Source organism: Methylobacterium isbiliense, from assembly GCF_022179325.1.
In the GTDB taxonomy this organism is placed as follows: domain Bacteria; phylum Pseudomonadota; class Alphaproteobacteria; order Rhizobiales; family Beijerinckiaceae; genus Methylobacterium; species Methylobacterium isbiliense.
In genome coordinates this window covers 1-13,284 of the sequence record NZ_BPQQ01000075.1, presented here as the reverse complement: position 1 = coordinate 13,284, position 13,284 = coordinate 1, and the positions used below count along the sequence as shown (strand labels likewise).

The following is a 13,284-nucleotide window of genomic DNA, read 5'->3' as shown; positions in this document are numbered from 1 at the left end:
GACCGATCTGCTCCGATCGCAGGGACGTCGCATCGGTGCGCGACCCGCCGGCCCTGCCGGCGACCGATGCGGCGGGAGAACCGGGAGAGGCGCATGTCCATGCCCACCGCCGTCGTCGTGGGAGTCGGGGCCGAGCAGGGCCTCGGCGCCGCCCTCTGCCGCCGCTTCGCGCGCGCCGGCCACCACGTCCTGGTCGCCGGCCGCACGCAGGCGCGCATCGCGGGCATCGCGGCGGGCCTCGCCGCCGCGGGCGGGAGCGCCGAGGCGGTGCCCACCGACGCCACCGTCGAGGCGGAGGTGGCGCGGCTGTTCGCCCGCGCGGCGGCACCCGGCCCCGGACGGGAGCCCGCGGATCTCGTGGCGTTCAACGCCGGCAACAACCGCCGCATCGACATCCTCGACGTCGCCGCGGCCGAGTTCGAGGATTTTTGGCGGGTCGGCTGCCTCGCGGGCTTCCTCGTCGGCCGCGAGGCCGCGCGCCTCATGGCCCCGCTCGGGCGCGGCACGATCCTGTTCACGGGCGCCTCGGCGAGCCTGCGCGGCAAGCCCGGCTACGCCCACTTCGCAGCCGCAAAGGCGGGCCTGCGCATGGTGGCCCAGAGCATGGCGCGCGAGTTCGGCCCGCAGGGCCTGCACGTCGCCCACGTGGTGATCGACGGGGGCATCGCGGGGGAGCGCCTGCTCACCCGCGCCCCCGCCCTGGCCGAAGCCCGCGGCGAGGACGGGCTGTTGTCGGTCGAGGCCATCGCCGAGTCCTACTGGCAGCTCCACCGCCAGCACCGCTCCGCCTGGACGCAGGAGATCGACCTGCGGCCGTTCCGGGAGCCGTTCTGAGACCGACGGCCAGGGATGCCGACGCATCGGGCCGTCGAGGCATCTCGATGTTTCGACGCCATCAGAGATTCGGCGACAGATCGAGAACCGAACCGTCGGTCATGTCCATTGACCGCCGGTATGGGGCGTCAGTCGCCGCCCCCGCCGCCGTCGCCTCCGCCGTCACCGCCTCCATCCGCGGCGCTGTCGAACCCGGCGTCGAAGGCGTCGAGCCCGTCGAAGGCGTCCCACAGATCGGCATCGACGCCCGCGAGGTCGACGTCCCGGCCTGCGGCCTCGTCGCCTGTGCCGCCCGACCCGCCGTCGCCGCCCGCATCCCGGTGCGCCCGCAGGACGCCGGCGATGCGCTCGAAATGCGGCTGCAGCCCCGGCACGAGCAGGATCGCGCCGCCGAGGGCCGCCGCGAGGGCGGCGGCCTGGGCCGGGTCGCGGTCGAGCCAGACCGGGATGTCGGCCGCCCGCGCCATTAGCCCGGTGAGGCGCTGCCGCTCGGCCTCGCCCGCCGGCGTGGTCCGGAAGCGCTCCACCGGCACGAACAGCACGCGCGTGCGGCAGGCCTCCAGAAGGCCCCGGCGCACGAGGCGGGGCCGCACCAGATCCTTGACGAAGCCCGCGAGGTTCGCGCCGTGATCGCGGCGCGCGAGGCGCACCACCTCCCGCAGGCTTCCCTGGCGGCCCTGCGCCGCGTGCACGAACCGCATCGCCGCCGCGGCCGGGACTGGGAGGCTCGGCTCAGGCCGCCCGGTCGCGACGAGGTTGGGAGGGCGCCGCCCGCCGAACCAGCCCGGCGGCGCCGGGACGATCCGGATGGAGCCCTGCAGGATCAGCGACATCAGGGTCAGCTTGAGCGCCTCGCTGCCCCGGGCCCCGTCGGGGTCGAGGAGCACCAGGGCTTCCGCGGCGGAAAGGGTCGGAGCGGGAGGCATGGCACGGGCTCGGCACGGCGCAGGGGACAAGCGGGCCCCGCGCCCTTCATCCTAGGCTCAGGGCGGGTTAACGATTGCCATCCTACGAGACTTGAGCGGGATCCGCCCGCCTTCAACCGCCAGGAGAGCCGCCGGCGTGCTGCGCGAGATCGTCCTCGACACCGAGACCACGGGCACGGATGCCAAGACCGACCGGCTGATCGAGATCGGCGGCATCGAACTGCTCAACCACATCCCCACCGGCCGCGAGTTCCACCGCTACATCAACCCGCAGCGGGCGGTGTCGCAGGGAGCCTTCGCGGTGCACGGGCTCTCGGACGCGTTCCTGGCCGACAAGCCGGTCTTCGCCGCGGTGCTGCCGGACCTCCTCGCCTTCTGCGGCGACGCGACCCTGGTGATCCACAACGCGGCCTTCGACGTGGGCTTCCTCAACGCCGAGTACGCCCGGCTCGGCGAGGCGGCCCCGCCCGCGATCGACCTCGCAGGCGTCGTCGACACGCTGGCGCTCGCCCGCCGCAAGCATCCGGGCGCGGCCAACAACCTCGACGCGCTCTGCGCCCGCTACGGCATCGACAACACCAAGCGCGTCAAGCACGGCGCGCTCCTCGACGCGCAGATCCTGGCCGAGGTCTATATCGAGCTGCTCGGCGGCAAGCAGACCAGCCTGGGGCTCACGCTGGAGAGCGCCGGCCCGGTGCGGGTCGCGAGCCACGCCGTCCCCGCGGCGCTCGGAGAGCGCGCGGTGAGGAGCCGCCTCACCGAGGCCGAGCGGGCCGCGCACGCGGCCTTCACGGCGAGCCTCGGCGCCTCCGCGATCTGGCGCGACTACGTCTCGGACGAGGCGGCCGGCTGAGCGGCGACGCTCGAACCTGCGGGAGGCGCGGGGCGTTGGGCCGGTCCCTCTTCCGGAGATCCGCGATGGCCCCGCCCAGCCACAAGCCCGAGAGAACCACCAACACCGTGCGGCCGGCGCTCCTCGGGATCGCCCTTCTGGTGATCGTCGTCGCGCTGGTGCTCTACGCGATCGGCTTCTCGCCACGCTGAGCCCCCGACAGATCGCCGCGCCGGGCCGCGGCGATCAGCGCCTCCACCTGCGCCTCGGCGTGCGGGAAGCCGAAGCCGGTCTCGATCAGCGCGTCCGCCCGCCGGCGCTTCTCGGCGTCGGGCATCTGCTTGGCGAGGATCGCCGCGAAGGTCGCCTCGGTCATGCCGGGCCGGGCCAGCACGCGGGCGCGCTGCACCTCGGGCGGGGCCGTGACGACCGCGACCGCGTCGCAGCGCGCCTCGCCGCCGGTCTCGAACAGCAGCGGCACGTCGAGCACCACCAGGGGCGCGTCCGCGTGGGCGGCGAGGAAGGCCTGTTCCGCCTCGCGCACCAGCGGGTGAACCAGCCCTTCCAGCCGCGTCAGGCGTGCGGGATCCCCGATCACCGCGGCGCGCAGGCGGTCGCGGTCGACCGCGCCGTCGGGGGTGAGCGTGCCCGGGAAGGCCGCCCCGATCCGCGCCGCCGCGGCTCCCCCGGGGCCGTAGAGGGCGTGCACGCAGGCATCGGCGTCGTGCACCGGCACGCCGCGGGCGCGGAACATCGCCGCGGTGGCGCTCTTGCCCATGCCGATCGAGCCGGTGAGGCCGAGGATGACGGGCCGGCTCACCGCCGTCCCTCGATGTCGGCGACGATCAGCGCGCGCAGCGCCGGGGTCACCTGCGGCGTCACCCCGAACCAGCGGGCGAAGCCCGGCACCGCCTGGTGCAGCAGCATGCCGAGCCCGTCCACGGTCCGCAGGTCCCGGGCGCGGGCCGCCGCGAGGAGCGGCGTGTCGAGGGGCACGTAGACGATGTCGGCCACGGCCGCCTCGGGCGGCAGCGGGGCGGGATCGGCCGGCAGGCCGGGCGCCGCGGCCATGCCGAGCGAGGTGGTGTTGACGAGGAGACCGACCTCGGCGAGGCGGCCGGGCACCTCCGCGGCGGCCAGGGTCCCGATGCGGTGCGGGTCGAGGGCGCGCAGCGCCTCGGCGCGCGCTGCCGTGCGGTTGGCGATCAGGAGCCGCGGCACGCCGCGGTCGAGCAGCCCCACCGCGATGGCGCGCGCCGCCCCGCCCGCCCCGAGGAGCAGCGCGGGGCGCCCCGCCGCGATGCCGGTCGTGTCGAGCCAGTCCGCGCCGAGCGTGGCGTCGAGATGGGCGACGAAGCCCGTCGCGTCGGTGTTGTCGCCGACGAGCCGGCCGGCCTCGTCGAGGCTGAGGGTGTTCACGGCGCCGATCCGCTCGGCCCGGGGCGTGCGGATGTCGACGAGGCGATAGGCCGCCTCCTTGTGCGGGATCGTCACGTTGCCGCCGACGAAGCCGGCCTCGCGCAGACCCGCCAGGAAGGCCGGGAAGGCCTCGGGCCCGACGTCGATGCGCTCGTAGGAGCCGGGCAGGCCGTGGGCCGACAGCCAGTGGCCGTGGATCAGCGGCGAGCGCGAATGCGCGATGGGATGCCCGACCACGAAGGCCTTGCGCGGGGAGGTCATGGGAGGTCCGGTCGTCAGAAGGCCAGGAGGTCGCGCGCGCGCAGGCGCGCCAGGAGCGGGAGGAGCGGCAGGCCCAGGATCGTCGTGTGGTCGCCCTCGATGCGGGCGAACAGGTGGATGCCGGGTCCTTCGAGCTGGTAGGCGCCGACGCTGCCCAGCACCCGCGCCCCCGCCACCGCGAGGTAGGTGTCGATGGCGGCCCCGTCGAGCGGGCGCATGGCGAGCCGGGCGGTCTCGACGAACGCGTCGGCGAGACGCCCGCCCACGGCCACGGCCACCGCCGCATGGAGCGCGTGGGTGCGGCCCTGGAGCCGGGCCAGATGGTCTCGCGCCCCGCGCAGATCCGCCGGCTTGTGGAACACCTCGCCGTCGAGGTCGAGCACCTGATCGGCGCCGACCACCACCCGGTCGGGGGATGCGGCGGCGACCGCCAGGGCCTTCGCGGTCGCGAGCCGCCGGGCGAGGTCCTGCGGCCCGTCGCCCGGCCGCTCCGCCTCCAGGGCGCGCTCGTCGATGCCGGGCGAGCGCGTCTCGACGGGCAGGCCCGCGGCTTCGAGGAGGGCGCGCCGGGTCGGGCTCGCCGAGGCGAGGAGCAGCGGCGCCGGGGCGCGCCAGAGCGAAGCGGTCATGTGGCGGACCGGGGCTGGGCCATGCCCGCACCAATGCCCGTTTCGGCGGGTTTCGCAAGGCCGGGGCGGGGCTCGCCCAGGACCTCGCCCCAGCGCCCCGGTCAGGCCGCGCGCGAGCCCGTCTCGCCGTCGCGCGCCAGGGCCGCGGCCAGCGCCGCGCGGGCCGCCGCCACGTCGGGCGCCGCCCGGGTCGCCTGCGCGCGGGTGAGGCGCTGGTGGACGTCGAGCCAGTGGTAGCCCGAGCGCACCACCGGGAGCCGCTCGCGCTCCACGAAGGCGCGGGCCTCCTCGACGCTGCGCAGCTGCGCCGGGCAGCCGGCGCGGCCGGAGGTGAGGATGGCAGGGGAGAACAGGGTGCCGGAGAGGACGGTCATCGCGCGACGATCCCGTGCAGTGGGTCACCGCGACGGAACAGGCCGAAGATGGCCACCCGAAGGCAACCGCCTCGGGACAGACCGGCCGTCACGCCAGGCTCAGACGGCGATGAACTTGAGGCGATGCTCGCGATGCAGCTCGACGATTGCCGCGGCGGTCTCCTCGATGGAGCGGCGGGTGACGTCGATCACCGGCCAGCGGTGCTTGGCGAAGAGCTTGCGCGAGGCCGCGACCTCGTTGGCCACCGCCTCGCGGTCGACGTAGGAGGAGGAATCGTCGGCCTTGAGGCTGAGCAGGCGGTTCTGGCGGATCTGCACGATCCGCTCCGGCGAGGCGAGCAGGCCGACGATGAGGGGCTTGCGCGCGCGCTCCAGCGCGGGCGGCAGCGGCATGCCGGGCACCAGGGGAATGTTCGCGGTCTTGAGGCCGCGGTTGGCGAGGTAGATCGAGGTCGGGGTCTTCGACGAGCGGCTGACGCCGAGCAGGATCACGTCCGCCTCGTCGAGATCGAGCGGCAGGTTGCCGTCGTCGTGGGCGAGGGTGAAGTTCATCGCGTCGATACGCTTGAAATACTCGGCGTTCAGCATGTGCTGCGCCCCCGGCCGGGCGGTGGAATGCGCGCCGAGGTAGGATTGCAGCAGGCTGTGCACCGGCTGGAGCACCGAGAGGGCGGGCGAGCCGGTGGCCCGGCAGGCCACCTCCAGGCGCTCGGTGAGGTCCTGCTCGACCAGGGTGTAGAGCACGATGCCGGGCGCCTGCTCGATCTCGCTGATCACCCGTTCGAGCTGCGCCGAGGAGCGGACGAGCGGATAGACGTGCTCGATCGCCGAGACGCCCTCGTACTGCGCGGCGGCGGCGCGGCCGACATTGATCAGGGTCTCGCCCGTCGAATCCGAGACGAGATGGAGGTGGAAGTAGCTGCGGACCACGATGGCTCCCCGGCCAGGCCGACCTGCGGACCCCGGAGGGCTTGTCCACTGCGGGCGCCCCTGAGGAGTCGACGAATGGGGATAACCTTGCCGGCGCAGGAGGTCCAGGCACCGGGGCGGGCCGGTTCATCGACTCCGCCGTCAACAGGCATGCGGGCGCGCGATGCCGGCCCGGGCCGGGTGGGAGAATCCGGGACGCGACCGCCGGCCTGGCGCGGGACTGCGCGTCAAACGCTTCCCCCCCAGGCTGAAACCCGAAACTAGAGCGAACCCGTTAAAGCCCTCTTAACGCCGCGGCGATGGGGACGGGCTGTGGACGCGTCTGCAGCCTCGGGATTCGGCCCTCCAGAAGAAAAAACAGACTCCAAGAATCTTTCCTTCCTTATCTTTGGGCGCGGGACGGGATGCGCCCGATCCGGACGGCCGGGGCGGATCGCGGGCGAACCGGTGTGCGGGAGGCCGGCACTCAGCCGCCGTCCGCCTCGATCAGCGTCCAGTGGGCGATCACACCCATGAGCTGCGCGCGCCGGAACGGCTTGGCGATCACGTCGTCCATGCCCGCCTCGCGGTAGGTGTCGAGCTGGTCGGGCATGACGTTCGCCGTCATGGCAACGATCGGCACGCGTCCGGCGGCGCCCTCCAGCGAGCGGATCCGGCGGGTCGCCGTGAGCCCGTCCATCGTCGGCATCTGCGCGTCCATCAGGACGAGCCGGTAGGGGGCGGTGCGGATCTTCGCCACGGCCTCGGCGCCGTCGGCGGCGGTGTCGACCACGAAGCCTTCCTCCTCCAGGATCAGGCGCACCAGCTCCTGGTTCGCCGGCATGTCCTCGACGAGCAGGATGCGCGGGGCCGCGGAGATGTCCTCGACGCCCGGGCGGACCGGCCCGGGCGGCTCGTCCGGAACCCGCTCCAGGGGCAGGCGGACCCAGAAGGTCGAGCCGTGGCCCTCGAAGCTCTCGAAGCCGATCTCCCCGTCCATGAGCGCGACCAGCCGGCGGCAGAGGGCGAGGCCGAGGCCGCTGCCGCCGACGGGCCGGACCGCATCGGCGCGGGCGAGCGCCTCGCGCAGGCGGTCCTGCTGCGCGCGCGGGATCCCCGGCCCCGAATCCCGGACCGCGACGCGCAGCCACGTGCGGCCGGCCTCCTCCTCGGCCCGCAGATGCACCGTCACGGTGCCCGTCCCGGCCGCCCTGATCGCGTTGGTGAGGAGGTTGAGGAGCACCCGGCCGATCCGCGCCTCGTCCCCGCGCAGGCGCGACGGCACCCCCGGATCGACGGCCACGCTCACCGCCGTGCCGAGGTCCTCGGCGGCCGGCCGCACCGTGGCGGCACAGGTCTCCGCGAGGCGGCGCGGCGAGAAGGCGACCGGGTTCAGCACGAGCGGCCCGGCCTCGATCGTCGCGATGTCCAGAAGGCCGTCGAGCACCGCGAGCAGCGAGGAGCCGGAGGCGTGGATCAGGTCGAGCCGGCGCTGCTCCTCCGGCGTGCGGATCCCGGCGTCGAGCAGAAGATCCGTGTAGCCGAGGATGCTGCTGAGGGAGGTGCGGATCTCGTGGCTCATCCGGGCCAGGAAGGCACTCTTGGCGGCGCGCTCGGCCGCGCTCGCCGCCACTGCGGCATCCCGCTCCCGGGTGCGGGCGGCGAGGTCGCGGCGGAGTTGCCGCCAGTCCGTCGGGGAGGGCAGCGCGACCGCGAGAGGCAGGCGCCGCCAGAGCAGCGCGGCGGCAAGGACCGCCGCGGCCGCGGTCACGGCCCTGGCGGCGGTCTCGAGCCCCTGGCCGGGCTCCCACAGGCCCCAGACCGCCAGGAACTGCGTGATGGCGGCGGCGAGGAGGAAGGCCGCGAGTCCGGCCGGCGTCCCCCGGACGCCGATGTCCCGGCGCCTGGCCGTCAGGATCGCGAGCGCGACCAGGATCGAGACGAGGCACAGCCCGATGACCGCGTCCGAGAGGGCGTTGGGCCAGACCAGCTCCGGTCGCCAGAGCAGACAGGCTCCGCGCGGGGACAGCCCGCCGTCGTCGAAGATCCTGCCCAGATCACCCAGCATCACCGTCCTCCCGGGCGGCGCGCGGGTGCGGTCACCGCCTGTCCGGCCTCGCGGGGGCTTCGCCCTGCCGCGGCCGTGTTGGGACGATCTCACTCACAATTGAGGCGAATATCAACTGGAACGTGCACAATCGGAACGACGGCGAGTGCGGTCCGAAGCATCGCCGCGCGCCGGGTTGCACCGCCCGCCTCCCCGCTCAGCCGCGCAGGCCGGGCGCCTCCCGGCCGGTGCGCGCCACGTACTCCGTGTAGCCGCCGCCGTACTGGTGGATGCCCTCGGGGGTGAGTTCGAGCAGGCGGTTGGACAAGGCGGCGAGGAAGTGGCGGTCGTGCGAGACGAACAGCATCGTGCCCTCGTAGCGCGACAGGGCGGTGATCAGCATCGCCTTGGTGTCCATGTCGAGGTGGTTGGTGGGCTCGTCCAGCACCAGGAAGTTCGGCGGGTCGTAGAGCATCCTGGCCATCACCAGCCTGGCCTTCTCGCCCCCCGAGAGCACCCGGCAGCGTTTCTCGACGTCGTCGCCCGAGAAGCCGAAGCAGCCGGCCAGCGCCCGCAACGAGCCCTGTCCGGCCTGCGGGAAGGCCTCCTCCAGGGACTGGAAGATCGTGCGCTCGCCGTCGAGGAGATCCATGGCGTGCTGGGCGAAGTAGCCGAGCTTCACGCTGCTGCCGAGCGCCACCGTGCCGTCGTCGGGCCGGGTCGCGCCCGTCACGAGCTTCAGCAGCGTCGACTTGCCCGCGCCGTTGACGCCCATCACGCACCAGCGCTCCTTGCGGCGCACCGAGAAGTCGAGCCCGGCATAGATCGACCGGCTGCCGTAGCGCTTGTGCACGCCCTTCAGGCTCACCACGTCGTCGCCCGAGCGGGGGGCGGGCTGGAAGTCGAACGCCACCGTCTGCCGCCGGCGCGGCGGCTCCACGCGCTCGATCTTGTCGAGCTTCTTCACCCGGCTCTGCACCTGGGCGGCGTGCGAGGCGCGCGCCTTGAAGCGCTCGATGAACTTGATTTCCTTGGCGAGCATCGCCTGCTGGCGCTCGAACTGCGCCTGCTGCTGGGTCTCGTTCAGCGCGCGCTGCTGCTCGTAGAAGGCGTAGTCGCCCGAATAGGTCGTGAGCGTGCCGCCGTCGATCTCCACCACCTTGCCGACGATGCGGTTCATGAACTCGCGGTCGTGCGAGGTCATCAGCAGCGCGCCCTCGTAGTTCCTGAGAAAGGCCTCCAGCCAGATCAGGCTCTCGAGGTCGAGGTGGTTGCTCGGCTCGTCGAGCAGCATCGCGTCCGGGTTCATCAGGAGGATGCGGGCGAGCGCCACCCGCATCTTCCAGCCTCCCGACAGGGCGCCGACGTCGCCCTCGATCATCTCCGGGCTGAAGCTGAGGCCGGCCAGCACCTCCTGCGCCCGGCCTTCGAGCGCGTAGCCGTCGAGTTCCTCGAAGCGAGCCTGCACCTCGCCGTAGCGCGCCACCAGCACGTCGAGTTCGTCCGCCCGGTCCGGGTCGGCGAGCGCGGTCTCCAGGGACCGCAGCTCGGCCGCGACCGCACTCACGGCGCCCGCGCCGTTCATGACCTCGGCGACGACGCTGCGGCCGGACATCTCGCCCACGTCCTGGCTGAAGTAGCCGATGGTGACGCCGCGATCGGTCGCGACCTGGCCCTCGTCGGGCTGCTCCTCGCCGGTGATCATGCGGAAGAGCGTCGTCTTGCCGGCGCCGTTCGGGCCGACGAGCCCGATCTTCTCGCCTCTCTGGAGCGATGCGGAGGCCTCGATGAAGAGGATCTGCTTGCCGTTCTGCTTGCTGATTCTGTCGAGGCGTATCATGCGTCCGCGGGGGCGTCGGGTGGGCTCGACGCGCCCTTAGGCCATCGGGCGCGCCAGCGGAAGGGCAGCCCTGCCCGCGCGGCCGCCTCGGCGGCAGTTGCCAGATCGGTCCTCACCGGCGACGATCAGGCCGTGAGGTCGGAGCCGCCGCGATGAAGGACCGGATCAGCGATGCGGTCGAATTGAGTGAGCGCGTCACCCAGGCGTGCAGGACGCACAACGACAGGATGCTCGACCTCTACCGATCCGCCTCGGCCGCCGCGAACGCGCGCGACCTGCAGGCGGCCCGGCACGCCTACCACCAAGCGCAGGAGGCGCTGGCGATCGCGCGGGAGACCACCGCGCAGGTGCTCGGCGCCATCAAGGATTTCGTCGCGGGAGGGCGGCGGGAGGGATGAGGCCGGCCGGCGCGATGGCGCCGCCGAGGCTGCCGGCCGGCCGGCGCGCCTGCAGCGGCAACCGGTCATACACAAGGTTAAGGCCGTCGCTGATCAGCATAGAGGCCCCATCCCTCTGCTCCTTCGACCGTATTCCATCCTCCATCATGCTTCCTGCCGCGTATCGGCGGCGACGCCTGACTGGCGCGAATGGCCGAGAACGTCCAGCGCTCGGTGATGTTGTTGTTGTTCCTGCAAGGCCCGGGAGCTTGACGGGGCCGTTCCGGTCCGGATGAGTGCGCTCCTGCGCGACGAGGCCGTTCCGATCGACACCGGACGGGTGGGCGGGGCGGCCGCCCGCGACGAGGAGACAGCATGGCGACACGGCCCGGCGACCGCGATCTCACCCTGCCGGGGCTCACGGCGCCCGCGGAGATCCGCATCGACCCCTGGGGCGTGGCCCACATCCGCGCCGGCACCCGCCTCGATGCCTTCCGGGTCCAGGGCTTCAACGCGGCCCGCGACCGGCTCTGGCAGCTCGACCTCTGGCGCAAGCGCGGCCTCGGGCGGCTCGCGGGCGATTTCGGGCCGGGCTACCTCGCGCAGGACCGCGCCGCGCGCCTCTTCCTCTACCGCGGCGACATGGCGGCCGAGTGGGCGGCCTACGGTCATCCCGAGACACGGGCGATCGTGGAGGCCTTCGTCGCCGGCCTGAACGCCTTCGTGACGCTGACCGAGGCCGAGCCGGCGTGGCTGCCCCCCGAATTCGTGCGGATGGGGACGCGGCCGGAGCGCTGGCGGGCCGAGGATGTCGTGCGCATCCGCAGCCACGCGCTCGTGCGCAACGCCCTCTCGGAGGTGGCCCGCGCCCGGGTGGCGGCCGAAGGGGCGCTCGCCCTCGACTCCGTCCGCAAGGTGCTGGCGCCCCCTCACGGCCTGCGCGTCCCCGAAGGCCTCGATCCGGCGGAGATCCCGGCCGACGTCCTCGACGCGGTGCGCCTGGGGACCGCGGGCGTCGGCTTCACGGCCGAGCGGCTGGCCGCCCGACGGACCGAGGCGTGGCGCTGGTGCAAGGTCACGGAGCACGGCGAGGTGGTGACCGGGCCCCTCCCGTCCCCTCCGGCGCCCGCGTCCGCGCCGCCGGAGGGCTCGAACAACTGGGCCGTCGGGCCGGGGCGCACCGCGACCGGGCGGCCGATCCTGGCGAGCGACCCGCACCGCGCCTACGGGCTGCCCTCCCTGCGCTACGTCGTCCACCTCACCGCCCCGGGCCTCGACGTGATCGGGGCGGGCGAACCGGCGATCCCCGGCATCTCCATCGGGCATAACGGACGCGCCGCCTTCTCGCTCACCATCGCGCCGATCGACCAGGAGGATCTCTGCGTCTACGAGACCCATCCGGACGATCCCGACCTCTACCGCTACGGCGGGGGCTGGGAGCGGATGCGCCGCGTCGGCGAGGCGATCCCGGTCCGCGGCGGCCCGGACGAGACCGTGTCCCTGGCCTTCACCCGCCACGGGCCGGTGATCCGGGAGGACCGCGCGGCGCGGCGGGCCTTCGCGCTGCGCAGCGTCTGGAGCGAGCCCGGCAGCGCCGCCTACCTCGCGAGCCTCGCCTATCTCGACGCCGACACGCCGGAGGCGTTCGGGGCGGCGCTGCGGCACTGGTCCGCCCCGTCCGTGAACCAAGTCTACGCCGACGTGAACGGCCGCATCGCGTGGTTCATGGCCGGCAAGGCGCCGCGGCGGACGGAGGGCGACGGGCTGATGCCAGTGCCGGGCGACGGGGCCTACGAGTGGGACGGCTTCCATCCGGCCGAGGATCTGCCCCGTGCGATCGACCCGGCGCGCGGCTTCGTCGCCACCGCCAACGAGATGAACCTGCCGCCGGACTATCCGGCGCAGGAGCGCCGGCTCGGCTTCGAGTGGCTGGAGCCGTGGCGCGCGGCCCGCATCGGGACGGTGCTGGCGGCGCAGCCGTGCCATACCCTGGCCGACTCGATGGCGCTCCAGGGCGACGACCTCTCGCTGCCGGCCGCGCGCCTCGCCCGCCTCGTCGGCGGGCTCGGGCTGCAGGGAGCGGCCGCCGGCCTGCTCGCGAACTTCGACGGACGCCTGCACGAGGACAGCCCGGCTGCCGCCCTCGTCGAGGTGTGGTGGATGCACCACCTGCGCCCGGCGCTGCTGCGCCACCTCGCGCCCGCAGCGTCCTTGCGCGCGCTGCTCGCCCCCGGCGACCCGGAGGCGCTTCTCGACCTGCTGGCGGCGCCGCGCCCGCCCCTCGACGCGGCGACCCGCGACCGTCTCCTGGCCGAGACCCTGGCGGCGGCCGAGCGCGACTGCCGGGCGCGCCTCGGCGACGATTCCACGGCCTGGGCCTGGGGCCGGCTGCACCATGCCCTGTTCGCCCACCCGCTCTCCGGCCTCGCAGAGGTCGGCCGCGACGTCGGCCCGCTGCCGGTCGGCGGCTCGGGCGCCACCGTGATGAACACCACCTACCGGCCCGACAGCTTCCGCCTGACCGTCGGGGCCTCGTTCCGAATGGTGGTGGATGTCGGCGGCTGGGACGCCAGCGTGTTCGTCAACGCCCCCGGCCAGTCCGGCGATCCGCGCTCGCCGCACTACGACGATCTCGCCGGGACCTGGGCGCGGCGGGGCTACGTGCCGCTCCTGTTCACGCGCGAGGCGGTCGACGCGGCGAGCGCGCAGATCATCCGCCTGCGCCCCGCCCCCTGAGGCCGCCTCATACCATCGCCCCAGATGCTGACGCATTTATCTCGATCCCGGGCAAGCCCGGGATCCTCCCCCGATTTCGCGGTTCTCCCGCATTTTGCGT

At 73.7% G+C, this 13,284-nt stretch carries 13 protein-coding genes; 5 read left to right on the top strand and 8 right to left on the bottom strand.

The window, feature by feature from the left end; all coding sequences use genetic code 11:
• Nucleotides 1-93 precede the first annotated feature (93 nt).
• The gene (locus MFF61_RS26925) at nt 94-834 is read left to right on the top strand and encodes an SDR family NAD(P)-dependent oxidoreductase (protein ID WP_238240775.1); all 741 of its coding nucleotides are present in this window, start codon (nt 94-96) and stop codon (nt 832-834) included.
• Nucleotides 835-962: 128 nt separating this feature from the next.
• Here MFF61_RS26925 and MFF61_RS26920 read toward each other — a convergent pair whose 3' ends face one another.
• Nucleotides 963-1,760: a GPP34 family phosphoprotein gene (locus MFF61_RS26920; RefSeq protein WP_238240774.1), complete on the bottom strand. Its 798-nt coding sequence runs from the start codon at nt 1,758-1,760 to the stop codon at nt 963-965.
• Between the two features lie 136 nt (nt 1,761-1,896).
• Here MFF61_RS26920 and dnaQ point away from each other — a divergent pair, with 136 nt between their 5' ends.
• Complete coding sequence (dnaQ, locus tag MFF61_RS26915; protein WP_238240773.1) at nt 1,897-2,613, top strand: DNA polymerase III subunit epsilon; 717 nt, start codon at nt 1,897-1,899, stop codon at nt 2,611-2,613.
• Between the two features lie 65 nt (nt 2,614-2,678).
• Nucleotides 2,679-2,804 (top strand): hypothetical protein, encoded by a 126-nt coding sequence (locus MFF61_RS33935; RefSeq protein ID WP_283206043.1) that lies wholly within the window; start codon nt 2,679-2,681, stop codon nt 2,802-2,804.
• On the opposite strand, the gene coaE is transcribed toward MFF61_RS33935, so the two are convergent.
• The 7 genes from coaE to MFF61_RS26880 form a co-directional block, all read right to left on the bottom strand.
• On the bottom strand, nt 2,777-3,412 hold the full coding sequence (coaE, locus tag MFF61_RS26910; RefSeq protein WP_283206042.1) for a dephospho-CoA kinase: 636 nt from the start codon (nt 3,410-3,412) through the stop codon (nt 2,777-2,779). The genes MFF61_RS33935 and coaE overlap by 28 nt on opposite strands.
• Nucleotides 3,409-4,272, bottom strand: a complete 864-nt coding sequence (locus MFF61_RS26905; RefSeq protein ID WP_238240772.1) for a shikimate dehydrogenase — start codon at nt 4,270-4,272, stop codon at nt 3,409-3,411. The genes coaE and MFF61_RS26905 overlap by 4 nt, the downstream gene beginning before the upstream one ends.
• A gap of 14 nt (nt 4,273-4,286) precedes the next feature.
• Nucleotides 4,287-4,901, bottom strand: coding sequence for a Maf family protein (locus tag MFF61_RS26900; protein WP_238240771.1), 615 nt, complete (start codon nt 4,899-4,901; stop codon nt 4,287-4,289).
• Nucleotides 4,902-5,002: 101 nt separating this feature from the next.
• Nucleotides 5,003-5,275, bottom strand: coding sequence for a hypothetical protein (locus tag MFF61_RS26895; protein ID WP_238240770.1), 273 nt, complete (start codon nt 5,273-5,275; stop codon nt 5,003-5,005).
• A gap of 99 nt (nt 5,276-5,374) precedes the next feature.
• Nucleotides 5,375-6,205, bottom strand: coding sequence for a pyruvate, water dikinase regulatory protein (locus tag MFF61_RS26890; protein ID WP_238240769.1), 831 nt, complete (start codon nt 6,203-6,205; stop codon nt 5,375-5,377).
• A gap of 466 nt (nt 6,206-6,671) precedes the next feature.
• Entirely contained in the window at nt 6,672-8,252 is a 1,581-nt protein-coding gene (locus tag MFF61_RS26885; protein ID WP_238240768.1) for a hybrid sensor histidine kinase/response regulator, read from the bottom strand.
• A gap of 196 nt (nt 8,253-8,448) precedes the next feature.
• Complete coding sequence (locus tag MFF61_RS26880) at nt 8,449-10,071, bottom strand: ABC-F family ATP-binding cassette domain-containing protein (RefSeq protein ID WP_238240767.1); 1,623 nt, start codon at nt 10,069-10,071, stop codon at nt 8,449-8,451.
• A gap of 152 nt (nt 10,072-10,223) precedes the next feature.
• Here MFF61_RS26880 and MFF61_RS26875 point away from each other — a divergent pair, with 152 nt between their 5' ends.
• Nucleotides 10,224-10,469 (top strand): hypothetical protein, encoded by a 246-nt coding sequence (locus MFF61_RS26875; RefSeq protein ID WP_238240766.1) that lies wholly within the window; start codon nt 10,224-10,226, stop codon nt 10,467-10,469.
• Between the two features lie 354 nt (nt 10,470-10,823).
• A complete protein-coding gene (locus MFF61_RS26870; protein ID WP_238240765.1) occupies nt 10,824-13,184 on the top strand; it encodes a penicillin acylase family protein in 2,361 nt (786 codons plus the stop codon).
• Nucleotides 13,185-13,284: the final 100 nt, after the last annotated feature.

Excerpts from the sequence above, each read along its gene's own strand:
- MFF61_RS26925 (WP_238240775.1), top strand. The coding sequence starts at position 94 with ATGTCCATGCCCACCGCCGTCGTCGTGGGAGTCGGGGCCGAGCAGGGC.
- MFF61_RS26920 (WP_238240774.1), bottom strand. The coding sequence starts at position 1,760 with ATGCCTCCCGCTCCGACCCTTTCCGCCGCGGAAGCCCTGGTGCTCCTC.
- MFF61_RS33935 (WP_283206043.1), top strand. The coding sequence starts at position 2,679 with ATGGCCCCGCCCAGCCACAAGCCCGAGAGAACCACCAACACCGTGCGG.
- MFF61_RS26905 (WP_238240772.1), bottom strand. The coding sequence starts at position 4,272 with ATGACCTCCCCGCGCAAGGCCTTCGTGGTCGGGCATCCCATCGCGCAT.
- MFF61_RS26900 (WP_238240771.1), bottom strand. The coding sequence starts at position 4,901 with ATGACCGCTTCGCTCTGGCGCGCCCCGGCGCCGCTGCTCCTCGCCTCG.
- MFF61_RS26895 (WP_238240770.1), bottom strand. The coding sequence starts at position 5,275 with ATGACCGTCCTCTCCGGCACCCTGTTCTCCCCTGCCATCCTCACCTCC.
- MFF61_RS26885 (WP_238240768.1), bottom strand. The coding sequence starts at position 8,252 with ATGCTGGGTGATCTGGGCAGGATCTTCGACGACGGCGGGCTGTCCCCG.
- MFF61_RS26880 (WP_238240767.1), bottom strand. The coding sequence starts at position 10,071 with ATGATACGCCTCGACAGAATCAGCAAGCAGAACGGCAAGCAGATCCTC.
- MFF61_RS26875 (WP_238240766.1), top strand. The coding sequence starts at position 10,224 with ATGAAGGACCGGATCAGCGATGCGGTCGAATTGAGTGAGCGCGTCACC.
- MFF61_RS26870 (WP_238240765.1), top strand. The coding sequence starts at position 10,824 with ATGGCGACACGGCCCGGCGACCGCGATCTCACCCTGCCGGGGCTCACG.